General features: G+C 61.1%; 21 protein-coding genes. 15 read left to right on the top strand and 6 right to left on the bottom strand.

Going from position 1 to position 23,568, the window contains the following annotated elements:
- Positions 1–3: 3 nt before the first annotated feature.
- A complete protein-coding gene (pvdQ, locus tag AAEZ05_RS06165) occupies positions 4–2,319 on the bottom strand; it encodes a bifunctional acylase PvdQ (RefSeq protein WP_350646818.1) in 2,316 nt (771 codons plus the stop codon).
- Between the two features lie 244 nt (positions 2,320–2,563).
- Between pvdQ and AAEZ05_RS06170 the strand changes: the two genes are divergently transcribed.
- Positions 2,564–2,935, top strand: coding sequence for a fe2+ zn2+ uptake regulation protein (locus AAEZ05_RS06170; RefSeq protein ID WP_045058338.1), 372 nt, complete (start codon positions 2,564–2,566; stop codon positions 2,933–2,935).
- Positions 2,936–2,953: 18 nt separating this feature from the next.
- On the opposite strand, the gene AAEZ05_RS06175 is transcribed toward AAEZ05_RS06170, so the two are convergent.
- Positions 2,954–3,142, bottom strand: coding sequence for a hypothetical protein (locus tag AAEZ05_RS06175; protein ID WP_350646819.1), 189 nt, complete (start codon positions 3,140–3,142; stop codon positions 2,954–2,956).
- Positions 3,143–3,392: 250 nt separating this feature from the next.
- Here AAEZ05_RS06175 and AAEZ05_RS06180 point away from each other — a divergent pair, with 250 nt between their 5' ends.
- From AAEZ05_RS06180 to AAEZ05_RS06200, 5 genes are all read left to right on the top strand, one after another.
- Entirely contained in the window at positions 3,393–3,839 is a 447-nt protein-coding gene (locus AAEZ05_RS06180) for a DUF411 domain-containing protein (RefSeq protein WP_045058336.1), read from the top strand.
- Entirely contained in the window at positions 3,839–4,273 is a 435-nt protein-coding gene (locus AAEZ05_RS06185; protein ID WP_045058352.1) for a YqaA family protein, read from the top strand. The genes AAEZ05_RS06180 and AAEZ05_RS06185 overlap by 1 nt, the downstream gene beginning before the upstream one ends.
- Before the next feature lie 82 nt (positions 4,274–4,355).
- Complete coding sequence (locus AAEZ05_RS06190; protein ID WP_350601094.1) at positions 4,356–5,381, top strand: alpha/beta fold hydrolase; 1,026 nt, start codon at positions 4,356–4,358, stop codon at positions 5,379–5,381.
- Between the two features lie 13 nt (positions 5,382–5,394).
- Positions 5,395–6,348, top strand: coding sequence for a D-2-hydroxyacid dehydrogenase family protein (locus tag AAEZ05_RS06195; RefSeq protein ID WP_350646820.1), 954 nt, complete (start codon positions 5,395–5,397; stop codon positions 6,346–6,348).
- Positions 6,349–6,463: 115 nt separating this feature from the next.
- Positions 6,464–6,997, top strand: coding sequence for a tetratricopeptide repeat protein (locus tag AAEZ05_RS06200; RefSeq protein WP_350646821.1), 534 nt, complete (start codon positions 6,464–6,466; stop codon positions 6,995–6,997).
- Between the two features lie 67 nt (positions 6,998–7,064).
- Here AAEZ05_RS06200 and AAEZ05_RS06205 read toward each other — a convergent pair whose 3' ends face one another.
- Complete coding sequence (locus AAEZ05_RS06205) at positions 7,065–8,366, bottom strand: ATP-binding protein (protein WP_045058332.1); 1,302 nt, start codon at positions 8,364–8,366, stop codon at positions 7,065–7,067.
- A gap of 4 nt (positions 8,367–8,370) precedes the next feature.
- Complete coding sequence (locus AAEZ05_RS06210; RefSeq protein WP_045058331.1) at positions 8,371–9,072, bottom strand: response regulator; 702 nt, start codon at positions 9,070–9,072, stop codon at positions 8,371–8,373.
- Positions 9,073–9,366: 294 nt separating this feature from the next.
- Here AAEZ05_RS06210 and AAEZ05_RS06215 point away from each other — a divergent pair, with 294 nt between their 5' ends.
- The 8 genes from AAEZ05_RS06215 to AAEZ05_RS06250 all read left to right on the top strand — a co-directional run bounded on the left by AAEZ05_RS06215 (position 9,367) and on the right by AAEZ05_RS06250 (position 19,806).
- Positions 9,367–10,524: an efflux RND transporter periplasmic adaptor subunit gene (locus AAEZ05_RS06215; protein ID WP_205893663.1), complete on the top strand. Its 1,158-nt coding sequence runs from the start codon at positions 9,367–9,369 to the stop codon at positions 10,522–10,524.
- Between the two features lie 15 nt (positions 10,525–10,539).
- Positions 10,540–13,638, top strand: coding sequence for a multidrug efflux RND transporter permease subunit (locus AAEZ05_RS06220; protein ID WP_045058329.1), 3,099 nt, complete (start codon positions 10,540–10,542; stop codon positions 13,636–13,638).
- Between the two features lie 158 nt (positions 13,639–13,796).
- Complete coding sequence (locus tag AAEZ05_RS06225) at positions 13,797–14,438, top strand: DUF1345 domain-containing protein (RefSeq protein WP_045058328.1); 642 nt, start codon at positions 13,797–13,799, stop codon at positions 14,436–14,438.
- Positions 14,439–14,552: 114 nt separating this feature from the next.
- The gene (locus AAEZ05_RS06230; protein WP_045058327.1) at positions 14,553–15,578 is read left to right on the top strand and encodes a LacI family DNA-binding transcriptional regulator; all 1,026 of its coding nucleotides are present in this window, start codon (positions 14,553–14,555) and stop codon (positions 15,576–15,578) included.
- A 74-nt stretch (positions 15,579–15,652) separates the two neighbouring features.
- Positions 15,653–16,435 (top strand): sugar phosphate isomerase/epimerase family protein, encoded by a 783-nt coding sequence (locus AAEZ05_RS06235; protein ID WP_350646822.1) that lies wholly within the window; start codon positions 15,653–15,655, stop codon positions 16,433–16,435.
- Positions 16,428–17,453, top strand: coding sequence for a sugar kinase (locus AAEZ05_RS06240; protein ID WP_045058325.1), 1,026 nt, complete (start codon positions 16,428–16,430; stop codon positions 17,451–17,453). Before AAEZ05_RS06235 ends, AAEZ05_RS06240 begins: the two co-directional genes overlap by 8 nt.
- Before the next feature lie 66 nt (positions 17,454–17,519).
- A complete protein-coding gene (locus tag AAEZ05_RS06245; protein ID WP_045058324.1) occupies positions 17,520–18,815 on the top strand; it encodes an MFS transporter in 1,296 nt (431 codons plus the stop codon).
- A gap of 13 nt (positions 18,816–18,828) precedes the next feature.
- Positions 18,829–19,806, top strand: coding sequence for a 2-hydroxyacid dehydrogenase (locus tag AAEZ05_RS06250; protein WP_045058323.1), 978 nt, complete (start codon positions 18,829–18,831; stop codon positions 19,804–19,806).
- Between the two features lie 61 nt (positions 19,807–19,867).
- On the opposite strand, the gene AAEZ05_RS06255 is transcribed toward AAEZ05_RS06250, so the two are convergent.
- Complete coding sequence (locus tag AAEZ05_RS06255; protein ID WP_045058322.1) at positions 19,868–21,055, bottom strand: pyridoxal phosphate-dependent aminotransferase; 1,188 nt, start codon at positions 21,053–21,055, stop codon at positions 19,868–19,870.
- A gap of 157 nt (positions 21,056–21,212) precedes the next feature.
- Between AAEZ05_RS06255 and rarD the strand changes: the two genes are divergently transcribed.
- Positions 21,213–22,094, top strand: a complete 882-nt coding sequence (rarD, locus tag AAEZ05_RS06260; RefSeq protein ID WP_350646823.1) for an EamA family transporter RarD — start codon at positions 21,213–21,215, stop codon at positions 22,092–22,094.
- 92 nt (positions 22,095–22,186) lie between these two features.
- Here the strand turns inward: rarD and hppD are convergent, their stop codons facing one another.
- Complete coding sequence (hppD, locus tag AAEZ05_RS06265) at positions 22,187–23,263, bottom strand: 4-hydroxyphenylpyruvate dioxygenase (RefSeq protein ID WP_045058320.1); 1,077 nt, start codon at positions 23,261–23,263, stop codon at positions 22,187–22,189.
- Positions 23,264–23,568 lie beyond the last annotated feature (305 nt).

Consider the following 23,568-nt stretch of genomic DNA (forward strand, 5'->3'; position numbering starts at 1 on the left):
CGCCTACCGGCCATCCCCCTCACTGATCCGCTCGACCCGATACTGCGGATCTGCCTCGATCTGCTGTTGGGTAAACGGCAAGACGCTGAGCTTCTTCCGGGAAAACGCCTCGGTCTGATCCCGCGAATGCTTTGACTGGGGATCGCTGGACAGCGAAAACGCCAGCAGTCCCTGGGCGTGTGGCCCCTTTTCATCGAAGGTCACCACCTGCAGGTAACTGGTGCCGCTGACCACCTCGAGCCGGCCGTCACTCCTGGGCACGCTCTGTATCGCGTTGTACACACCCAAGGTGCCTGGCCCGCCATGGATCGGCGTCTGCTGCCCGCCACTGCTGGCCACCTGAATGTCGCCCCAGCGACTGTGCTCGTTCAAGCCCATTTTGGCCGTCTGCTCCAACGACCCCAACATCGCTCCACGAATCGTTTCGGCAACCTGCGGCTCATCCACCCGCAGCCCGCGCGGCGTGTGCTGCGGGTCTTGTGGATCGAAACCCACACGCCATGCATCAGGCGACTCCTGCAGCGCCTGCATCAGGTTCTGGAAGTGCACAAATCCGATACCACTGTCCAGATTCGCCCTGCGGTCCCAGACTTTGAGGCTACTGCATACCGCGGCGAGTTGCTGCTCATCAGCCCCTTGGCCTGAAGCGCATAGCTGCAGCATATCCGGCATCACCAGGCCGGCGAGGTAGACCTCATCATCCAGCACCATGCGTTGCAGGTCGGCGGCGCCAATACGCCCCTGTGCCAAGGCCTGCAGGCGCTCCAGCGCGAAGCGCGAACGCAGCCCCAGCGGCTGCTCCTGCTGGCTGATCAACGGGGAGAATCCAGTCAGCGGTTGCGCCGGGTTGACCATCCACGCCGAGTCGTTGGCGTGCTGCACGAAGTCCTTTCGCAGCAGTTGCGGTAAGTCGGCAGCGGCATAAATACCGGGTTGCACAGCCTGGGGATCGATGTCCCACGCGCATTCGCTGCGAGAACCATCGAGCACGATCATCTGCAGGCCGGCGCGCGGGTCGCTGCACGCCGCCAGTTTCGCGGCATTCACGTTGGGCACGACCGAAAGGTTCATGTAGAGCGTCTGGCCCTGATCATCGGCGGCCAGAGTGTTGACCCAGGGGATACCCTGGATCTTGTGCACTGACGCTTGCAACTGGCCAAGGCTGGTTGCGCGGTTCATCGAGTACCACTGCTGTAACACCCGATCGTTTTCCAGGTTGGCATCGCGCAGGCTGTAGGCGAACTGCGAATCCCAGTCCAGCTTGCCGGGCCATTGCACCACGGGGCCGAATCGCGAGCTGTAGACTTCGCGTGTCATCGGCTGCACCTGACCGTCCGCAGTTTTTGCCTTTACCGTCACGGTCTGCCGGGTCATCGGCAGCGAGTTGCCATCCAGCAAATAGCGGGTCGGGTTCTTGGGATCGAGCTGCAGGCGGTACAAGGTAAAGTGTTTGGACGAATCCACCGTGTGGGTCCAGGCCAGGTGCTGGTTGAAACCGATGTTGATCATCGGCAGCCCAGGCAACGCGGCGCCCATCACGTCCAGCTGGCCGGGAATGGTCAGGTGCATCTGGTAGAAGCGCATGCCGCCGACCCAGGGAAAGTGCGGGTTGGCCAGCAACATCCCGCGCCCGTTGAAGGAACGCTCGCTACCCACGGCCACGGCGTTACTGCCGCGATCCAGGGCAAAACGCTGCAGGCGCGTGGACGCCACCTGGAACGAAGCCGGCGGGCCGGCCTGTGCAGCGCCTGCCTGGGGCGGCGAGGCACCCGCCAGTGCTTCGGCAAACTGACCAACCCCTCCCTCGACTAGCAAGCGCCGGGTCAGCTTGACCAGATCCTGCGTGGTGATGTCGCGCACCCATTCGCCCTGGCACTGCGGGGGCAGGCCCTTGGCCCGGGTTTCTTTCAGGGAACGGTTGAAGCCTGCCACATAACCTTCCACCAGGTCGCGCACGGGGGGCGTTTGCGCCTGCCAGAATGCGGCAACCGCCTGGGGCGTGTTGAGCCAGGTGAAAAACACGTCGCTGACCTGGTTCTCCCGCTCTTCCACGGTCAACTGGGTCGGGCCGAAGTAGCGCGAGCGCTCGCCATTGACCGTGACAATCTCGTTCGCCAGCAAGCACAGATTATCTTGCGCATAGGCATAACCGATGCCGTAGCCCAGGCCGCGCTCGTTGTCGGCGCGAATGTGCGGTACGCCAAAACTGGTGCGCCGGATATCTGCGGTGGCCTCGTTCGGCTGCGCGCTTGCCGCAACGTTCACCGCTGCCAATACACCCGCAAGGCTCAATCGGGTCAACTGCCGGGAAATAATCACGCTCGCTCCTGATCGAAAATGCCAGTCATTGACTGTACGTACGCGACTGGCCTTCCCCCAAGAACGAAAATCCCGGGCAAAAATTTAGCGCCTGCAACCCCGTCTTCAAGGCCGCTCACACCTTGCCGACATGGCGTCGACAAAATTTCTACATTTGAGCCTTCATGATTTGGCCATCTCATCCGTCTTATTAAATGAGAGCACCCATCATTTACCGGACAAAGCTCGGAAAAGGAGTTTTTGCATGTACAACTCGCAACTGCCAACGGACGGTAGCATTGCGCCAATGGGAACATCCATTGGTGCCGGCGTTTTCGATCAACGTACCGATCGCCATGGCAACGAACGCATCAGGGTCCTGCTCAAGAGCTTCGGCCTGCGCACCAGCCTGATCCGCCTCAAAGTCATCGACGCCCTGTTGAGCGCCGCCGAACAGGAGCGTTCCCTGGGCGTGCGCGGGGTGCACAGCCAACTGCTGGACCTGGATATCCCCCTGTCCTTTCTCAGCGTGCGCGAAGTGTTGAAACGCTTGTGCAGCGAAGGGGTTATCAACCTCAACCCGGACAAGAGCTACAGCCTCAATCCCCAGGCATTCGCCGCATTGCACGGCGAATAAGCATCCGGTGTGCGCCGTTCAGGGCTTGACCTTGCGACGCATCACGCCGTTGATCACCACCACCAGCACCGCCACGCCAATGGCGATGTACTGGAAGGTTTTTTCGCCGATGACGCCGGTGTTCTGCAGATAAGACAAGCCAAACATGATCGCCAGCACTATCAGCGAGATCAAAATCGAATACTTCAAACGTTGTGACTGGGTCATGGGTAATTCCTGAACGTGAAAATATAGCCGCCTGCCTGTCGGGGTACAGGCGGGTCATCATGTTACAGGACTCGATTCCAGCCGGCACCGATGGTTTGCGGTGCAGTTGCACCCCAGGTTTTGCCTCAGGATGGATCCGCCTTGATCCTTCCTGCGCATTTTGTAGCACTTGGAAACACTCATTGAAGGCCTGGCCGTCGAAAAAGGTCAAAATGCATGTTCCCGGCCGCAATTCGAGACGAGACTCCCCATGCGAACCCACCTGCGACTGGCTGCCTTGAGCGCCTTGTTCATTTCTTCCCTGGCCCAGGCCGCCGACCTCATCCCAATCGAGGTCCATCGTGACGCCAACTGCGGCTGCTGCAAAAAGTGGATCAGCCACCTGGAAGCCAATGGTTTCAAGGTCGAGGACCATGTTGAGGCCGACATGAGCGCGTTCAAACAGAAACACGGCGTTCCGCCACGCCTGGCGTCCTGCCACACCGGGCTCATCAATGGCAAATTTGTCGAGGGCCACGTGCCGGCCGATCAGGTGCTGGCCTTGAGCAAGCGCGACGATTTGCTGGGCGTGGCCGCCCCCGGCATGCCCATGGGTTCGCCCGGAATGGAAATGGACGGCATGAGCGACGCCTATCAGGTGATCGGCCTGAACAAGGCTGGCGCTGACGTGGTGGTGGCGGACTATCCGGCCAAGTGATTGTCGGCGCCTACCTGGGGCTTTTCCTCGCCGCGTTCGGCGCCGCCACCTTGCTGCCGTTGCAATCGGAAGCCCTGCTGGTGAGTTTGCTGCTCAGCGGCAAGTACTGGCTTTGGGTGCTGCTGGCGGTCGCGACCCTGGGCAACGTCCTGGGGTCATTGGTGAACTGGTGGCTGGGGCGCGGTATCGAGCGCTTTCGTGATCGTCGCTGGTTTCCGGTGAGCCCCCGACACCTGGAAAAAGCCCGGGTGCACTACCAGCGTTATGGCCATTGGTCGCTGCTGCTCAGTTGGCTGCCGATTATCGGCGACCCGCTGACCCTGGTGGCTGGCGTAATGCGTGAGCCATTGGGCCGATTCCTGCTGATTGTCACTTTCGCCAAGGGCGCGCGTTACGGTGTAGTGGCCGTGGCGACCCTGGGCTTGGCCGGTTGAACGATCGGCCCCGCGTATTGCCTGTTTAATGTTGCCCTAATGAGGCCGTCCCAGGATCGGTCGATTACCAAGGAGTTCACCCATGTCCCTCGCCTTTTCCCGCTGGCTGCCCGGCCTGCTGTTGAGCGCTGCGCTGCCGGCTCTTGCCTACGCCGAAGGTCCGGAATATGGCCCGCAATTGCAGGGCTTCGAGTACCCCTACACGGTGAAGCATTTTGCCTTTGAGTCCCAAGGTGAATCCCTGCAGATGGGCTACATGGACGTCGCCGCCGAAGGCAAGGCCAACGGCCGCAGCGTGGTGCTGATGCATGGCAAGAACTTCTGCGGCGCGACCTGGGACACCTCGATCAAGGCGCTGAGCAAAGCCGGGTACCGGGTCATCGCACCGGACCAGATTGGCTTCTGCACCTCAAGCAAGCCAGCACATTATCAGTACAGCTTCCAGCAACTGGCGACCAATACCCAGCAACTGCTCAAGGCCCTGGGCATCCAGAAGGCGACCCTGCTGGGGCATTCCACCGGCGGCATGCTCGCCACCCGCTACGCGCTGCAATACCCCGAACAGGTCGATCAACTGGCCATGGTGAACCCCATTGGCCTTGAAGACTGGAAAGCCCTCGGCGTGCCCTATCGCACCGTGGACCAATGGTATGAGCGTGAGCTGAAAGTAACCGCACAAGGCATTCGCGACTACGAGCGCAGCACCTACTATGACGGGCGCTGGAAGCCTGAATACGACCGTTGGGTCGACATGTATGCAGGCCTGGCCAAAGGGCCGGGCAAGACCCAGGTGGCGTGGAATTCGGCGCTGATCTACGACATGATCTTCACCCAGCCGGTGTACTACGAATTCAAGGACCTTAAGGTGCCCACCCTGTTGCTGATAGGCACGTCCGATACCACGGCCATCGGCAAGGACATCGCACCGCCGCAGGTCAAGGCGAAAATCGGCCATTACGAAGTGCTGGGCAAAGAAGTGGCCAAACTGATTCCACAGTCGACCCTGGTGGAATTCCCCGGCATGGGCCATGCACCGCAAATGGAAGAACCGGAAAAATTTCATCAGGCCTTGCTCGCCTGGTTAAGCAAGACCAACTCCGTTCCTTGATGAGGTAAGGCCAATGGCTGTGCAGATTGCGGTGCTCGATGACTGGCAGGACGTGGCGCGCGACGTGGTGGACTGGACAGCACTGGACGCCATTGGCCTGGTGAGTTTCCTTCACGACTTCCCGGCCGATAACGCCACCCTCGCTCAGCGCCTGCAGGCCTTCCAGGTGATCTGCGTGATGCGTGAGCGCACGCGCTTCGATGAAGACCTGCTGCGCCGCCTGCCCAACCTCAAGCTGCTGGTGACCGGGGGCATGCGCAATGCGGCCCTGGACCTCAAGGCCGCGGCAGCCCTGGGAATTCAGGTCTGCGGCAGCGACAGTTACAAGCACGCCGCACCGGAGTTGACCTGGGCGTTGATCATGGCGGCCACGCGCAATCTGCTCGCCGAAGCCAACGCCCTGCGGGCCGGCCACTGGCAGCAAGGCCTGGGGGGCGATCTGCACGGCAAGACCTTGGGCATTCTGGGCCTCGGCAGCATCGGCCAGAAAGTCGCCGGTTTCGGCCAGGCCTTCGGCATGCGGGTGATCGCCTGGAGCGAAAACCTGACCCCCGAGCGAGCGGCGGCCGTCGGCGTGACTCATGTCAGCAAGCAGCAGTTGTTCGAGCAGGCCGACGTACTGTCGGTGCATCTGGTACTCAGCGAGCGCAGCCGTGGGCTGGTGGACGCCGAGGCGCTGGGGTGGATGCAGCCCCACTCGCTGCTGGTCAATACCGCACGCGGACCGATCGTGGACGAGGCGGCGCTGATCAAGGCGTTGCAAAAACAGCAATTGGGCGGCGCGGCCCTGGATGTGTTCGAACAAGAACCCTTGCCAGCCCATCACCCGTTCCGAACACTCGACACTGTGTTGGCAACACCGCATGTGGGCTACGTGAGCCGGCAGAACTATCAGCTGTTCTTTTCTCAGATGATTGAAGACATCCAGGCCTGGGCAACGGGAGCACCGATCCGCCTGCTGACCTGATCAGCAGTCAGGCAGGACACCATCATTTGAGCTTTGCTTACAGGGAGCGCTGCAAAGAAATGAACATTTGCCGGCGCGGCGATGTTCTATAAGTATCACCCCTGAGGATTGGCTCATGAATACTCGTCTTGCCTGGTGCTCCCCCCTGCTGCTGGCCGCTGCGCTATCCAGCTCCCTTGCCTTCGCCAACGCTGACGAAGACGAGGAGCCGGCCAAGCCCAATTGTCCCAAAGGCCAGGTCTGGGACAGCAAGCAGCAAAAATGCCTGATGCAAGACAGCAGCCTGCTGCCTGACGCCGACCGCACCACTTACGCCTATCGCCTGGCCAAGGATGGTCGCTACGAAGAAGCCCTGGCGCTGCTCGACACGCTGAAACAACCCAACACCGCCAAGGCACTGAACTATCGCGGGTACGCCACGCGCAAACTGGGGCGCACCGACGAAGGCATCGGCTATTACCTGCAGTCGGTCAAACTTGACCCGCAGTATGCACAGGTCCGCGAATACCTAGGCGAAGCCTATGTGATCAAGGGCCGACTGGACCTGGCACAGGAACAGTTGCAGCAGATCAAGTCCATCTGCGGCAACACCCGCTGCGAGGCCTATCAGGATCTGGCCGAGGCGATCAACGCCTCATCGAAAACCTGAAACGGCAGCGACGCCGCAGGCTGAATCAGCACCAGGCCCTGGCCCTTGGCGGGGCCGTTCGTCCATCTCATGCTACGTTCGGCAACCACAACCTGAACCGGGCGCCGCCCAGGGGCGAAGCCTCCACCGTAAGTGTGCCGCTTTGGGCCTCCAGGGCTCGACGGCTGATGGCCAGGCCCAGCCCAAAGCCTCCGGTGGCGCGATCGCGGCTGCGATCAAGCCGGTAGAAGGGTTCGAAAATTCGCTCACGTTCGTCGTCAGGGATTCCGATCCCGTCGTCATCCACCCAGATCTCGCAACCGTGCGCCAGCACCTGCACGCTGACCTGGATACGTTTCTCGCAATAGCGCATGGCATTGCGCAATAGGTTCTGCAGCGCCCGCGCGGTGAGGCGTGGGTCGAGGCTGAAGCGCTCAAGCTGGCCATGCAGCCACACATCGATGACGATGTCCGGCGACTCCAGCTCTTCGTCGACACTGCCCAGCACGCTGTCGATGAACTCATCCAGCGAGACCTCGACTTGCTCAGGCAGACGCGCAGGATTTTGCAGGCGGCTGTAGGACAGCAACTCCAGCACCAGTTCATCCAGTTCGCGAATGTGTGCCACCAAGCCTTGCAAGCGCTCGCGAGTGGCCGCTGGCAAATCATCGGAGAGTGCCAGCGCCAGGCCGAAATCCAGGCGTGTGAGGGGCGTGCGCAGTTCGTGAGAGACGGCATTGAGCAGGTCTCGCTGCTGGTTGAGCAGGCTTTCGATGTCACTGGCCATGGTGTCAAACACGTTCGCCAGGCTGCCGATGTTGGAGCGCGGCGAAATATTCGTGCGCTCACTCAGTTGTCCTTTGCCGAAACGTTCGGCGGTACCCTTGAGGCGCTCCAGATCACGCCAGTGCGCGCGCAGCCACAGTAACAGGCAGGCGAGCATGGTCGCGCCTATCAGGAGGTTAATGCTCCAGTACAACAGGTTGACGTCCAGCGGATCCGGCGGCACCACCATCTTGACCACGGTTTGCTCGTTCAGAGGCGCCACCGCCAGGGTGCGCCAGCCCCAGTCACCGATGCGCACAACCTTCTCGCCGCGCTGCAGGCGTTGGCGCTCCGCCGGAGAGAAATCAGCGTCGTCGATGGGTGACAGTACGATGTGCAGCGGCGCGAACTCCTTGTCCATCTGTTCGGCCAGGCCAGGCCACTGCTCCTGCGGCACGCCATGAAACTGCTTGACGATCAGGCTTTGCAGGCCGCGGGAATAGTCGAGGTTGTAGCTGACAAAGCGCTCGTGAAACAGTTTGATCACCAGGTCCGGTACCAGGTAAATCGCCGCGCTGTAGGAGACGATCGTGACCAGGTACAGGCGGAACAGGATTCTGAACATGGCTTCAGCATTCCCACTCGGAGCGGCTGAACAGGTAGCCCTTGCCCCACACCGTCTTGATCTTGCGCGCCTCGGCGGCGGTGTCGTCGAACTTGCGCCGCAGCTTGGAAATCGCCACGTCCACCGAACGGTCGGTGCCGTTGAACTCGATGCCACGCAGACGTTGCAGGATCTGGTCGCGGCTCAACACTTCGCCCGCGTGCCGGGCCAGTACCACCAGCAGGTTGTACTCGCCGCTGGACAGTTCCACGAGTTGCCCACGCCAGGTCACGGTGCGCTCGGACAGGTCGATGCACAGGTTGCCCATGAGGATCCGGTCGTTGGCGGTCTGCGGCTCGCCCAGGCTGCTGCGGCGCAACAGCGTGCGCACCCGGGCCAGCAGCACCCGGGGCTCGCAGGGCTTGGTGACATAATCGTCGGCGCCCATTTCCAGGCCCAGGACCTGGTCGTGGCTGTCGTCCCGGGCGGTGAGCATCAGGATCGGCAAGGTCGCCGAGTCGGCGCGCAGCAGGCGGCAGACCTGCAAGCCATCGAGCCCCGGCAGCATCAGGTCAAGGATCACCAGATCCGGCGGATTGAGCCGCGCGCGCTCGCGCACATGATCACCACGGCTGATCACGCTGACGGAGTAGCCATTACGTTCCAGATAGCTGGCAATCAGCTCGGCGAGCGCGGTGTCGTCTTCGACCAGGAGGATGTTGGGCATGGGGTGTTTCCAGAAAGTGCGATGGCGACTGTGAAATTGCGATCGCGGGCAAGCCTTGCTCCCAGGGATTCTCGTTGGACACAAATCCTGTGTACACCACAGATCCACTGCGGGAGCGGGCTTGCTCGCGAAAGCGGCATGACAGACGCAATAGGAATCAAGGCCTGCAGGATATACGCCATCACCCACTCCTGAGTAAAACCCTTACACAATTTCACACTGCACGTACAAAGCTTCACCGCTACTCTCGCCCCCTCCCCGTAGGATGCCGGGGGGTCACTATTGGGGTAATACATGTCAAAGAAACTGCTCGCCAGGCTCAGTCTGATTGCACTTGCGCTGACGCTGTGCGCCTGTGACAAGTCGTCGATCGCCGAAGAGACGGCGCCACTGGCTACCGTGCGCATTGAAACCATCGAGGCGCGGCCACTGTCGATTACCAGCGAACTGAGCGGGCGGATTGCCGCGCCGCGCATGGCCGAAGTCCGCGCCCGGGTCCCTGGCGTGGTGTTGCAACGGACCTTTCGCGAAGGCAGCGACGTCAAGCAGGGGGACGTACTGTTTCGTATCGACCCGGCGCCGTTCAAGGCTGACCTCGATAGCGCCGAGGCTGCGCTGCGCAAGGCCGAGGCCAACGCGTTCCAGGCGCGCTTGCAGGAGCAGCGCTACGCCCAGCTGGTGGATGGCAACGCTATCAGCGGCCAGGATTACGACAACGCCCGGGCCGCCGTGCGACAAACTGCTGCCGACGTCGCCGGCAACAAGGCCGCGGTCGAGCGCGCCCGCCTCAACCTCGGCTACGCCACAGTCACTGCACCGATTTCCGGTCGCATCGGCCGCGCCCTGGTCACGGAAGGCGCCCTGGTGGGGCAGAACGAAACCACGCCCCTGGCATTGATCCAGCAGCTCAACCCGATCCATGCCGACCTGACGCAATCGACCCGCGAGCTCAACGACCTGCGCCGTGCGTTTCGCTCCGGTCAGTTGCAGCAGGTAGGTCAGGGCCAGGCCAAGGCTACGCTGATCCAGGACGACGGCAGCCTCTACCCGCTGCCGGGCAAGCTTCTGTTCACCGATATCACGGTGGACCCGGGCACCGGCCAGATCACCCTGCGCAGCGAATTCCCCAACCCGGATCTCGATTTGTTGCCCGGTAGTTTCGTGCGGGTGCGCCTGGAACAGGCCATCGACCAGCAGGGCATCAGCGTGCCGCAGCGGGCCATCCAGCGCGACAGCGCCGGCGTGGCCCAGGTGTTGTTGCTCGATGGCGAACAGCGCGTCGGCCAGCAGCCGGTTGAACTGGGGGCCGTGCAGAACGATCGCTGGATCGTCACCGGTGGCCTGAAGCCGGGCGACCGCATCGTCATCGAAGGCCTGCAGCACGCCCGTACCGGTGAGAAAGTCCAGATCGACGACACCCCTCTTCCACTTGCCCAGGTTTCTGGCCAGTAAGCAGGACGCTTTTTTATGCCGCAGTTCTTTATCGACCGCCCGATTTTCGCCTGGGTAGTCGCCCTGTTCATTCTGCTGGCGGGCGCCCTGGCCATCCCGCAGTTGCCGGTGGCGCAGTACCCCGATGTCGCGCCGCCGCAGGTGGAAATCTATGCCGTTTACCCCGGAGCATCGGCGCAGACCATCGACGAGAGCGTGGTCAGCCTGATCGAGGAAGAGCTCAACGGCGCTGACAATCTGCTGTATTTCGAGTCCCAGAGCAACTTGGGCAGTGCGACGATCAAGGCCACTTTCCAGCCCGGCACCAACCCGGAGCTGGCCCAGGTCGACGTGCAGAACCGCTTGAAAGTGGTCGAGTCGCGACTGCCCCAGGCAGTGAACCAGCAGGGTTTGCAGGTAGAAAAAGTGTCCTCCGGCTTTTTGCTGTTGATCACCCTGACCTCCAGCGACGGCAAGCTCGACCAGACTGCGCTCAGCGATTACCTGGCGCGCAACGTGATGAACGAAATCAAGCGCCTGGACGGCGTCGGCAAGGCGCAGCTATACGGTTCCGAGCGAGCCATGCGTATCTGGATCGACCCGCAGAAGCTGATCGGTTTCAACCTGACCCCAGCTGACGTCAACGCTGCCATCGTTGCACAGAATGCCCAGGTCTCGGCCGGCAGCATTGGCGACTTGCCAACCCGCAGCACCCAGGAAATCACTGCGACCATTCTGGTCAAAGGCCAGCTCTCGACCCCGGAAGAATTCGCCGACATCGTGCTCAAGGCCAATCCCGACGGCTCCACCGTGCGCATCGGTGATGTCGCCCGGGTGGAAATCGGCAGCCAGGAATACCAGTTCGGCACCCGCCTGAACGGCAAGCCGTCGACCGCCGTCAGCGTGCAGCTGGCGCCGAGCGCCAACGCCCTGAAAACCGCGACCCTGGTGCGGGCCAAGATGGATGAGCTGGCGCGGTATTTCCCGGCAGGCGTTGAATACAAGATCCCTTACGACACCTCACCCTTCGTCAAGGTCTCGATCACCAAGGTCGTCTACACCCTGGTCGAAGCCATGGTGCTGGTGTTTGCGGTGATGTTCCTGTTCCTGCAGAACATTCGCTACACGCTGATCCCGACCCTGGTAGTGCCGGTCGCACTGATGGGTACCTTCGCCACCATGTTGGCTTTGGGCTTCTCGATCAACGTGCTAACCATGTTCGGCATGGTGCTGGCCATCGGCATACTGGTGGATGACGCCATCGTAGTGGTGGAGAACGTCGAGCGCATCATGGTCACCGAGGGCCTGTCGCCCAAGGAAGCGACGCGCAAGGCGATGCAGCAGATCACCGGGGCGATCATCGGCATCACCCTGGTGCTGGTGGCCGTGTTCATTCCGATGGCGTTCATGCAGGGCTCGGTCGGGGTGATCTACCGGCAGTTCTCCCTGTCGATGGCCACCTCGATCCTGTTCTCGGCGTTCCTCGCCCTGACCTTGACCCCGGCCCTGTGCGCGACCTTGCTCAAGCCGATCGCCAAGGGTGAGCATCATGAAAAGCGCGGTTTCTTCGGCTGGTTCAATCGACGTTTCGAGCAACTGACCGAACGTTATCAAGCCTGGGTCGCTTACGCGCTCAAACGTACAGGGCGCTATCTGCTGATCTACGGCGTGCTGCTGATCGCCCTGGGTATTTGCTTCGTACGCCTGCCCTCCTCGTTCCTCCCGGTGGAGGACCAGGGCTACACCATCACCGACGTACAACTGCCGCCGGGTGCGAGCAAGAACCGTACAGTCGCAGTGGTCGAGCAGATCGAAGCGCATAACGCCAAGGAGCCCGGAGTGGGCGACAGTACGGTGATCCTCGGCTTCAGTTTTTCCGGCAGCGGGCAGAACGCGGCGCTGGCATTCACCACGTTGAAAGACTGGTCCGAACGCGGCAGCGACGATTCGGCGAGCTCGATTGCCGACCGGGCCAACATCGCCCTGAGCCAGATCAAGGACGCCGTGGCGTTCTCGGTGCTGCCCCCACCGGTGGATGGCCTGGGCACTTCCAGTGGTTTCGAGTTCCGCCTGCAGGATCGTGGCGGCCTCGGTCATGCCACGCTGATGCAGGCACGCACCGAGTTGCTGGAGGCAGCAGAGAAAAGCCCAATCCTGATGAACGTGCGCGAAAGCACCCTGGCCGAGGCACCGCAGGTTCAATTGATCGTCGACCGCAAGCAGGCCAACGCCCTGGGCGTGTCGTTCGCCGAAATCGGCAATGTATTGTCCACCGCCGTCGGCTCCAGCTACGTCAACGATTTTCCCAATCAGGGGCGCATGCAACGGGTGGTGGTCCAGGCCGAAGGCGATCAGCGCAGCCAGGTGGCGGACCTGTTGCAAATGCACGTGCGCAACAACGCCGGAAAAATGGTGCCGCTGTCGGCCTTCGTCGAGGCCAAATGGACACAGGGCCCGGCGCAACTGACCCGTTACAACGGCTACCCGGCGATCAGCATTTCCGGTGAACCGAAGCCGGGGCACAGCACCGGCGAAGCCATGGCCGAGATCGAGCGCCTGGTAGCGCTGGGACCTGCGGGTTTGGGCCAGGAATGGACCGGCTTGTCGCTGCAGGAACGGCTGTCCGGAAGCCAGGCGCCGATCCTTTTAGGATTGTCCTTGCTGATCGTGTTCCTGTGCCTGGCGGCCTTGTACGAGAGCTGGTCGATTCCGACTTCAGTGCTCCTGGTCGTACCGCTCGGCGTGCTGGGCGCGGTACTGGCCGTGACGTTGCGCGGAATGCCTAACGACGTGTTTTTCAAGGTCGGGTTGATCACTATCATCGGCCTGTCGGCGAAGAACGCGATCCTGATCATCGAGTTCGCCAAGAGCCTGTATGACGAAGGTCACGACCTGATCGACGCGACCCTGCAAGCCGCACGCCTGCGATTGCGGCCGATCGTGATGACCTCCCTGGCGTTCATCCTCGGCGTCGTGCCGTTGGCCATCGCCACCGGCGCCAGCTCGGCCAGCCAGCAAGCGATCGGCACCGGAGTCATCGGCGGCATGATCACCGCGACCCTGGCGGTGTTGTTTGTGCCGGTGTTTTTTGTGGTGGTGATGAAGCTGGTGCGCAAGCGCCATAAGGACCTATAGCCGCCCCCCGTTGTAGGAGCGAGCTTGCTCGCGATGAACGCAAGAACGCTGCTGGGTGTCAGGCTCCCAGCGTCATCGTTAACGACCATCGCGAGCAAGCTCGCTCCTGCAACAGGACCGCGCTATGGTGCACTGACGTCCTGTTACAGTGAGCCGCTATGCCCTTCCTCGCCCGCACCCACCCGCGCCTGTCCGCCGCCGCCACCCTTGGCATTGCGGTGGGCATCCTGGCTCCCGCCGATTCGATCATCAGCAAAATTCTCTTTGGCTGGAATGCCGGGGTCTGGACTTACCTGGTGCTGATGCTCTGGCTCACCGCTCGCGCCAAAGCGCCTGACGTAAAGCGCATCGCTGAAGTCGAAGACGAAAACGCCGGTCTGGTGCTGCTCGTGGTGTGCATCGCCGCCATCGCCAGCCTGGCCACCATCGCCTTCGAACTGGCTGGCAGCAAGCAACTGGACACCACGACCAGACTGCTGCACTACGGCTTCACTGCGCTGACCGTGATTGGCTCATGGCTGCTGATCGGCGTGATATTCAGCGTGCATTACGCGCGCCTGTTCTACACCTGGCGCGGCAAGGACCCGGCACTGCGATTCGCCGAGGGCCTGACCACGCCCAACTATTGGGATTTCCTGTACTTCTCGTTCACCATCGGCGTGGCGGTGCAGACCGCCGATGTGGGTGTCGCCACCCGCGATATGCGCAAGATCGTGCTGGCGCAGTCGTTGGTCGGATTTGTATTTAATACGGCGATATTGGGCTTTTCGATCAATATCGCGGCGGGATTGTTTGGGTAAAAGGCGACGAACATTTTGCCCGGGGCTTGACGCAGGGCATATTCCTGGTGTTTCCTGAAACCGGTTTCAGCGCCAAGCCCCAGCCTTATAAATCCAATAACAAGGTTTCAACCCGTGAACGACTTTTCCGCCGCCCAGCGCAGCCGCGTGACCATGCTTGATGTCGCTGAACACGCCAGGGTTTCCAAGGCCAGTGTGTCGCGATTCATTGGCGAAGACCGCGGCTTGCTCTCCGATGCCATTGCGTTGCGCATCGAGCAGTCGATTGCCGAGCTGGGCTACCGCCCAAACCAGATGGCCCGTGGCTTGAAGCGCGGACGCACGCGCCTCATCGGCATGCTGGTGGCCGACATCCGCAACCCTTATTCGATTGCCGTGATGCACGGGGTGGAAACCGCCTGCCGTCAGCACGGCTACAGCCTGGTGGTGTGCAATACCGATCGCGATGACGAACAGGAGCGCCAACACCTTGCCCTGTTACGTTCGTACAACATCGAAGGCTTGATCGTTAACACCCTGGGCCATCACCGCGACGAATTGCACGAACTGCATCGGGAAATGCCCCTGGTGCTGGTGGATCGCAAGGTCGAGCACCTGGAAAGCGACATGGTCGGGCTGGATAACTCGAAGGCGGTCGAGATGGCCATCGAGCACCTCGAAGCTCAGGGCTATCGCGATGTACTGTTGGTGACCGAGCCATATGACGGCACCAGTTCGCGTATCGAGCGCGTCAGCAGTTTCAAATCGCAGGTCGCCCAGCGGCCTTCACTGCGAGGCGCAATTATCGAAACCGGCAGCCAACTCACGGCTCATCTCAAGGCTTTCCTGGACGCTCCTGGCCCCGGCCCGAAAGCGCTCTTCTGCGCCAACGGCATTGCGGCACTGGCCAGCACCCACGCACTGCGGGAACTGCAGTGCGATCTGTTTGCGAATGTGGGCTTGATTGCCCTGGACGACCTGGATTGGTACCCGCTGGTGGGCAGTGGCATTACCGCCCTTGCGCAGCCGACCGCGCAAATTGGAGCAAGTGCATTCGAGTGCCTGCTCAAGCGACTGCGTGGGCAGGCTGGGCCGGTTCGAACGCTGGATTTTTCGGCGCAGTTGATCGTGCGGGGCTCGACGCTCGGGAGTTCCCGGTGATGGAGCCTGCAGCAACACCCACCAGAAACTATTTTTTTGTACAAAAATGAAACCGGTTTCAGAGGTAAATAACAATGAAAAAATCACCCGTCTCCATCAGCCTTTCCAGCTACGGCGCCGAACTGGTACGCCAGCGAGGCCAAGGCAGTTTCATCGAAATCCTCGCCGCCGCCGGTGCTTCCCTCATTGAATGGCGTGAGGAATTGCTGACCCACGAACACGCCACGCAACTGGCCCAAGCCACCTCCAACCATGGCCTGGAAAGCATCTACTCCTCACCCATGGAGCTATGGCTGGCGGGCCATTCAAACCCTAATCCCGCTTTGACGGCAGCCCTGCACAGCGCCCAGGCCTTTGGAGCCAAATGGCTGAAAGTCTCGCTGGGTTATTTCACTGATAACAATGACCTGCAAGGTCTGGCCCGTACCCTGGGCCACTGCGGCGTGCAACTGCTGGTAGAAAACGACCAGACCCTGCACGGTGGCCGCATCGAACCCTTTCAGCGCTTTTTCGGCGAAGTGGAGCAACACCAACTGCCCATCAGAATGACCTTCGATATCGGCAACTGGCACTGGCAGGACCAGTGCGCCGCAAGCGCCGCTCGAATGCTCGGTCGTCACGTCGGCTATGTGCACTGCAAGGCCGTGACGCGCCGGGCCGATGGCAAACTGATTGCCACACCGCCCGCCGCAACAGATCTGCAGCAATGGGAACAACTGCTGCGCCACATGCCCCAAGGCGTCATGCGGGCGGTGGAGTATCCACTGCAGGGCGACGACCTCGCGCAACTTACCGGCGAACACGTCGACGCCCTCGCCCGCCTGGGTCAATCGCGACTGGAGAGCGCTCATGTCTGAGATCGATATCCTGTCGTTTGGCGAGACCATGGCGATGTTTGTCGCCGAAGAGCCCGGAGACCTGGCCAGCATCACCCGGTTCCACAAGCGCATCGCCGGGGCTGACAGCAACGTCGCCATCGGCCTGTCGCGGCTTGGATTCAAAGTGGCCTGGCTTAGCAGGGTCGGTGCCGATTCACTTGGCAGGTTCGTGATCGACACGCTTGAAAAGGAAGGACTGGACTGCCGTCATGTCGACATTGATACCGCGCACCCAACTGGATTCCAGCTCAAGTCCCGCACCGAGGACGGCAGCGATCCGGTAGTGGAGTATTTCCGCCGTGGTTCGGCCGCCAGTCACCTGTCCCCGCAGTCAATTGTCCCCCAATTGCTGAACGCCCGGCACCTGCACGCCACCGGTATTCCTGCGGCCCTGTCGGCAAGCGCACGGCAACTGTCGCTGGAATTGATGACACGCATGCGCGATGCAGGACGCAGCGTATCGTTCGACCCCAATCTGCGGCCGAGCCTGTGGGCCAGCACGCAACAGATGGTCACCGAAACCAACCGCCTGGCAGCCCTCGCCCATTGGGTGCTGCCGGGCTTGAGCGAAGGCCAGTTGCTGACCGGCTTCGAAGACCCTGCCGATATCGCTGCTTTTTACCTCGACCAGGGTGTAGAGGCTGTGGCGATCAAGCTGGGCCCGCACGGTGCCTATTACCGAACTCATCAGGATCAGGGTTTTGTCGCCGGCGTGCCGGTGCAGGCAGTGGTCGACACGGTGGGTGCCGGTGACGGCTTTGCTGTGGGCATGATCAGCGCCTTGCTGGAAAACCACAGCTTTGCCGAGGCCGTGAAGCGGGCCAACTGGGTTGGCAGCCGGGCGGTGCAGAGTCGGGGGGATATGGAGGGGTTGCCTACCCGGGCCGAGATGAGCGCTGAGTTAGAGGCCGCCAACGCAAGCGGGCTCGCTCCCACACAAGATCGGGTTCCAACCCAAATGCCCTGTGGGAGCGAGCCTGCTCGCGATAAGGCCTGACCATTCACTGAAGATTTCGAATTCGTTACCTGCTGCGACAAAAACAACAAGCTCAGGAGCACCACCATGAAAACCGCAACCCTCGCCGCCCGCCGCTGGTGGTACATCATGCCCATCGTGTTCATCACCTACAGTCTGGCGTATCTGGATCGCGCCAATTACGGCTTCGCCGCCGCCTCCGGCATGGCCGCCGACCTGATGATTACCCCGGGCCTGTCCTCACTGCTCGGCGCCCTGTTCTTCCTCGGCTACTTTTTCTTCCAGGTGCCGGGGGCGATCTATGCGCAGAAACACAGCGTGAAGAAACTGATTTTCGTCAGCCTGATCCTCTGGGGCGGCCTGGCGACCCTGACCGGAATCGTCTCCAATGCCTATTGGTTGATCGTCATCCGCTTTATGCTCGGCGTGGTCGAGGCGGCGGTGATGCCGGCGATGCTGATCTATCTGTGCCACTGGTTCACCCGCGCCGAACGCTCGCGAGCCAACACCTTCCTGATCCTCGGCAACCCGGTGACCATGCTGTGGATGTCGGTGGTCTCAGGGTATCTGGTCCAGCACTACAGCTGGCGTTGGATGTTCATCATCGAGGGCTTGCCTGCGGTGCTGTGGGCCTTCATCTGGTGGCGCCTGGCCGACGATCGTCCGGCCCAGGCCAAATGGCTCAGTGACCAGGAAAAACACGACCTGGAAAGCGCCTTGGCTGCCGAGCAAGTCGGCATCAAGGCGGTGAAAAACTATGCCGAAGCCTTTCGCTCGCCAAGGGTGATCATCCTCGCGTTGCAGTTCTTCTGCTGGAGCATCGGCGTCTATGGCTTCGTATTGTGGCTGCCGTCGATACTCAAGGCCGGTGCACAAATGGACATGATTGAAGCGGGTTGGCTGTCGGCGCTGCCCTACCTGGCCGCCGTCATCGGCATGTTGCTGGTGTCCTGGGCCTCGGACAAACTGCAAAAACGTAAACGCTTCGTCTGGCCACCACTGCTGATCGCCTCGTTCGCTTTCTACGGATCCTACGCCCTGGGCGCCGAACATTTCTGGTGGTCCTACACCTTGCTGGTGATTGCCGGTGCCTGCATGTACGCGCCTTACGGACCATTCTTCGCGATCATCCCGGAAATCCTCCCGGCTAACGTGGCGGGCGGCGCGATGGCGCTGATCAACAGCATGGGTGCTCTCGGTTCGTTCGGCGGTTCCTACCTGGTCGGCTATCTGAACAGTTCCACGGGTTCACCCGGCGCTTCCTACCTGTTGATGAGCGGCGCGCTGATGCTCTCGGTGGTGCTGACTATTTTCCTCAAGCCCGGCGCCAGTGACCGGGAGCGGCCCACGGTCGCATTAACCCGCACCGCCGCACATTCCTGATTGGATGACGACAATGAAAAAGCAGGTTGTTCTATACAAGAAACTCTCGGCGCTGCTGATGGCTCGTTTGCACGAACGGGCTGAAGTGACGCTGATTGAAAGTCTCGACGCCGATGGCCTCGCCCGATTGCGCGATGCCCTGCCCCGAGCCCACGGTTTGCTCGGTGCCAGCCTGAAGCTGGATGCCGAGCTGCTGGATCTGGCGCCCGACCTTGAAGCCATCGCCAGCGTCTCGGTGGGCGTCGACAACTACGACATCGACTACCTGACCGAGCGACGCATCCTGCTGAGCAACACGCCAGACGTGCTCACCGAAACCACCGCCGATACCGGTTTTGCGTTGATTCTCGCGACCGCCAGACGCGTAGTGGAACTGGCGAACATGGTTCGAGCAGGCCAATGGAGTCGTAACCTCGGCCCCGCGCATTTTGGCAGCGACGTGCACGGCAAAACCCTGGGCATCATCGGCATGGGCCGCATCGGCGAGGCACTGGCCCAGCGTGGGCATTGCGGTTTCGGCATGCCGGTGATCTACCACAGCCACTCGCCGAAACCGGCGGTAGAGCAGCGTTTTAATGCGCAATACCGCAGCCTGGGCGAGCTGTTGCAACAGGCGGACTTCATCTGCCTGACGCTGCCGCTGACGGCTGAAACCGAGCGACTGATCGGCGCCGAGGAATTTGCCCTGATGCGCCCGCAAAGCATCTTCATCAACATCTCCCGAGGCAAGGTCGTGGATGAAGCGGCGTTGATCGAGGCATTGGGTGCGGGGCGGATTCGCGCGGCGGGGCTGGATGTGTTTGAACGTGAGCCGCTGAACCTGGACTCGCCGTTGTTGCAGATGGATAACGTGGTGGCAACGCCGCACATGGGCTCGGCGACCCATGAGACACGTGAGGCGATGGCTCGATGTGCGGTGGACAATCTGTTGGCCGCCTTGGCGGGTGAGCGGCCGGCAAATCTGGTGAATCCTTCGGTCTGGAAAGATTAGGATCAAACGATCGCAGCCTGCGGCAGCGCCTGCAGGAACTGCCGCAGGCCGCGATCTTTTCTCAGGCCCGACGCGCTTCCAGAAGGTCGATTGCACACAGCGCAATCCTTCGACAGGCATCCGCCAGCTTGCGCTGGTCCACCACCAACCCGATGCGGATATGCCCCGCCGCGCTCGGCCCGAACGCCTCACCCGCCAGTACCGATACGCCATACCCCTCCAGCAGCCGCTCGGCGAAATGCTGGGCGGACAACCCGGTGTCGCGCACGTCGACCATCACGAACATTCCGCCATCGGGCTGAATGGCCCGGATACCCGGGCATTGGTTCAGGCTCGTACACACCAGGTCGCGGCGCTGACGATATTCATCGCGCATCAGCGCCACCTCCGGAAGGTCTTCATCCAGCGCCCGTTGCGCCGCCTTTTGCACGAACTCCGGAATGCCAAACAGCATGCTCAACGAGAGATGCTCCAGATGATCGTTCAAGAGTTTGGGCCCGATCACCCAACCCACTCGCCAGCCGGTCATGGCGTGGGACTTGGACAGGCTGCCGATGGTCGCTGTACGTTCGGCCATGCCCGGCAGACTGGCCGGGCTGATATGTTCACCCTCGTACAGCAGATCACCGTAGACCTCGTCGCTGATCAACCAAAGGTCGTGTCGCACACACAGCAAGGCCAGTTCCTGCCAGATCATCAGTGACAGACTGGCGCCGGAGGGGTTGTTCGGGCTGTTGAGCAACAGCGCCCGGGTCCTGGGGGTGATACGGGCCGCCACGTCCGCCGGATCGACCCGAAAGCCGTTCTCCGGACGCACCGCCACCGGCATCACCGTGGCCCCGCACGCGCCGAACACCCCTTCATACGTCACGTACATCGGCTCGGCGACGATCACTTCGTCGCCCGGATCAAGCAGGCATTGCGCGACCGAGTACACCGCGCATTGCGCGCCGGGCATCACGATCACATGGTCGGCGTCCACCACCTGTCCACTTCGACGCCGATGACGCTGGGCAATGCTGTCGCGCAAACCCCGACTGCCGCGCACCTGCGAGTAGTGGGTGTCGCCCGCCAGCAAGCTGTCGATGGCGGCCTGGACGATGGGCCGGGGTGTATCGAAATCCGGGTCGCCGACCGACAGCAGCAGTACGTCGACGCCCTCTTCGCGCATTTGCAGCGCGCGATTATGAATTTGCCAGGCCGCGGCGCCTTCACCGGCGATGCGTTGGGTCAAGCCTGAATAGCGCATGTATTTCTCCAATCGCGCGAGTTCCTGAGTCAACCCTATCTCAAATCGCGCCACGCGCCAGTACCGTGGTGAAATCGACGATCGGGGCAGGCAACAGAAATTCTGAAAACCACGTATCCTCCATACCCCGTTATACCTTCACTGCCGCGAGGACACGTTGTCTAAAGGTATCGCTCTATCGGTCACGGCCTCCGTGCTGTTTGCCGTCATGTATTACTACACCTCGCTGCTCACCCCCTTGAGCGGCGTGGAGATTTTTGGCTGGCGGATGCTGCTGACCGTACCCTGCATGACTGTGTACATGGTGGTGTCCGGGGAGTGGAAGCGGGTGGTCGAGCTGGTGCGACGACTTATCGCCAAGCCGAAACTTATTGCCGGCCTGGTCGCCTCCTCTGCCCTGCTCGGCGTGCAGCTGTGGCTGTTCATGTGGGCGCCGCTCAACGGCTACAGCCTTGATGTTTCGCTGGGGTACTTCCTGTTGCCGCTGACCATGGTGCTCACTGGAAGAATCGCCTTTGGCGAACGCTTGTCCTATCTGCAAAAAGTCGCGGTAGTGTTCGCCTGCCTCGGGGTCATCAACGAGCTGTACCAGGTGGGTGGTTTTTCATGGGCTACCCTGCTGGTGTGCGTCGGTTATCCGACATTTTTTGTCCTGCGAAAGCGCTTGAAGTCAGACAACCTGGGCGGCCTGTGGCTGGACATGGCGTTGACCCTGCCGGTGGCATTCTGGTTTGTGCAGAGTGGCGATCAGGGCTTTGCGGTGTTTGATCAGTACCCGTGGTTGTCGCTGCTGATTCCGCTGCTTGGGGTTATCAGCGCGTCGGCGCTGGTGGTCTACATCATCGCCAGCCGGTTGTTGCCGTTCAGCTTGTTCGGGCTGCTCAGTTATGTTGAGCCGGTGCTGTTGCTGGGGGTGGCGTTGCTGCTGGGGGAAAGCATCAAGGAGGGGGAATGGCTGACCTACATACCGATCTGGCTGGCAGTGGTGGTGTTGATGTTTGAGGGGTCCAAGCATTTGATGCGGCAGCGGCGTCCTTGAAAGCAAAAGATCGCAGCCTTCGGCAGCTCCGACATGGGTTTTTTCACCCTGTAGGAGCTGCCGAAGGCTGCGATCTCTTGTTCTAAACCAAATCAGTCAGTGGACAGCACGCCACGACGAACCTGATCACGCTCGATCGATTCGAACAGCGCCTTGAAGTTGCCCTCGCCAAATCCATCATCGCCTTTGCGCTGGATGAATTCGAAGAACACCGGACCCATCAGGGTTTCCGAGAAGATCTGCAGCAGCAGGCGCTTGTCGCCGGACTCCGACGAACCGTCGAGCAGGATCCCGCGCATTTGCAGTTCATCAACCGGCTCGCCATGGTTCGGCAGACGGCCTTCCAGCATCTCGTAGTAAGTTTCAGGCGGCGCGGTCATGAAGCGCATGCCAATCTTCTTCAGGCGGTCCCAGGTGTCGATCAGGTTGTCGCTGAGGAAGGCCACGTGCTGGATGCCTTCGCCGTTGAACTGCATCAGGAATTCTTCGATCTGCCCGGCGCCCTTGGACGACTCTTCGTTCAACGGAATGCGGATCATGCCGTCCGGTGCGGTCATGGCCTTGGAGGTCAGGCCAGTGTATTCACCCTTGATATCGAAGTAGCGGATCTCGCGGAAGTTGAACAGCTTCTCGTAGAAATTCGCCCAGTACGCCATGCGGCCGCGATACACGTTGTGAGTCAGGTGATCGATGATCTTCAGGCCCGCGCCTTCTGGATTGCGGTCCACGCCTTCGATGAACACGAAGTCGATGTCGTAGATCGAACTGCCCTCGCCGAAACGGTCGATCAAGTACAGCGGCGCGCCGCCAATACCTTTGATGGCCGGCAGGTGCAGCTCCATCGGGCCGGTCTCGATGTGGATCGGCTGGGCGCCAAGTTCCAGCGCGCGCTTGTAGGCTTTCTGCGAATCCTTGACGCGGAACGCCATGCCGCACACCGACGGGCCGTGTTCGGCCGCGAAGTACGAGGCTACGCTGTTGGGTTCATTGTTGAGGATCAGGTTGATTGCGCCCTGGCGATACAGGTGCACGTCCTTGGAACGGTGGGTCGCCACCTTGGTGAAGCCCATGATCTCAAAGATCGGCTCCAAGGTGTTTGGGGTTGGCGATGCGAATTCGATGAATTCAAAGCCCATCAGGCCCATTGGGTTTTCGTATAAATCTGCCATGGTCGGCGCCTCATCATGCTTTTCAGAATTAACAAATGTTAGTTGCTGGCGATGCTGAGGTCGGCGGGCGGCGCGCAGGAGATACCTCTCACGCTGCGCGCGAGGAAGTCACCATAGATCAGTTGAAACCCAAATATCTTCATTGTCGACCCAAGGTTAAGACGGGCGAGGCTTCTGCTGCCAGAAGACGATTATTCTTGTATGCGTAACCCGATTCTACACAGCGTAAACATATTTGTCCGCCCTGTGTATCAAATCCCTGTTCACCACCGCTGTGCAAGCGGTGCATCCCTCCGGGCAGACTG

It is taken from the genome of Pseudomonas sp. HY13-MNA-CIBAN-0226 (assembly GCF_040310305.1).
GTDB lineage: Bacteria > Pseudomonadota > Gammaproteobacteria > Pseudomonadales > Pseudomonadaceae > Aquipseudomonas > Aquipseudomonas gregormendelii.

Excerpts from the sequence above, each read along its gene's own strand:
- AAEZ05_RS06170 (WP_045058338.1), top strand. The coding sequence starts at position 2,564 with ATGTACAACTCGCAACTGCCAACGGACGGTAGCATTGCGCCAATGGGA.
- AAEZ05_RS06175 (WP_350646819.1), bottom strand. The coding sequence starts at position 3,142 with ATGACCCAGTCACAACGTTTGAAGTATTCGATTTTGATCTCGCTGATA.
- AAEZ05_RS06180 (WP_045058336.1), top strand. The coding sequence starts at position 3,393 with ATGCGAACCCACCTGCGACTGGCTGCCTTGAGCGCCTTGTTCATTTCT.
- AAEZ05_RS06190 (WP_350601094.1), top strand. The coding sequence starts at position 4,356 with ATGTCCCTCGCCTTTTCCCGCTGGCTGCCCGGCCTGCTGTTGAGCGCT.
- AAEZ05_RS06195 (WP_350646820.1), top strand. The coding sequence starts at position 5,395 with ATGGCTGTGCAGATTGCGGTGCTCGATGACTGGCAGGACGTGGCGCGC.
- AAEZ05_RS06200 (WP_350646821.1), top strand. The coding sequence starts at position 6,464 with ATGAATACTCGTCTTGCCTGGTGCTCCCCCCTGCTGCTGGCCGCTGCG.
- AAEZ05_RS06205 (WP_045058332.1), bottom strand. The coding sequence starts at position 8,366 with ATGTTCAGAATCCTGTTCCGCCTGTACCTGGTCACGATCGTCTCCTAC.
- AAEZ05_RS06210 (WP_045058331.1), bottom strand. The coding sequence starts at position 9,072 with ATGCCCAACATCCTCCTGGTCGAAGACGACACCGCGCTCGCCGAGCTG.
- AAEZ05_RS06215 (WP_205893663.1), top strand. The coding sequence starts at position 9,367 with ATGTCAAAGAAACTGCTCGCCAGGCTCAGTCTGATTGCACTTGCGCTG.
- AAEZ05_RS06220 (WP_045058329.1), top strand. The coding sequence starts at position 10,540 with ATGCCGCAGTTCTTTATCGACCGCCCGATTTTCGCCTGGGTAGTCGCC.
- AAEZ05_RS06225 (WP_045058328.1), top strand. The coding sequence starts at position 13,797 with ATGCCCTTCCTCGCCCGCACCCACCCGCGCCTGTCCGCCGCCGCCACC.
- AAEZ05_RS06235 (WP_350646822.1), top strand. The coding sequence starts at position 15,653 with ATGAAAAAATCACCCGTCTCCATCAGCCTTTCCAGCTACGGCGCCGAA.
- AAEZ05_RS06240 (WP_045058325.1), top strand. The coding sequence starts at position 16,428 with ATGTCTGAGATCGATATCCTGTCGTTTGGCGAGACCATGGCGATGTTT.
- AAEZ05_RS06245 (WP_045058324.1), top strand. The coding sequence starts at position 17,520 with ATGAAAACCGCAACCCTCGCCGCCCGCCGCTGGTGGTACATCATGCCC.
- AAEZ05_RS06250 (WP_045058323.1), top strand. The coding sequence starts at position 18,829 with ATGAAAAAGCAGGTTGTTCTATACAAGAAACTCTCGGCGCTGCTGATG.
- AAEZ05_RS06255 (WP_045058322.1), bottom strand. The coding sequence starts at position 21,055 with ATGCGCTATTCAGGCTTGACCCAACGCATCGCCGGTGAAGGCGCCGCG.
- hppD (WP_045058320.1), bottom strand. The coding sequence starts at position 23,263 with ATGGCAGATTTATACGAAAACCCAATGGGCCTGATGGGCTTTGAATTC.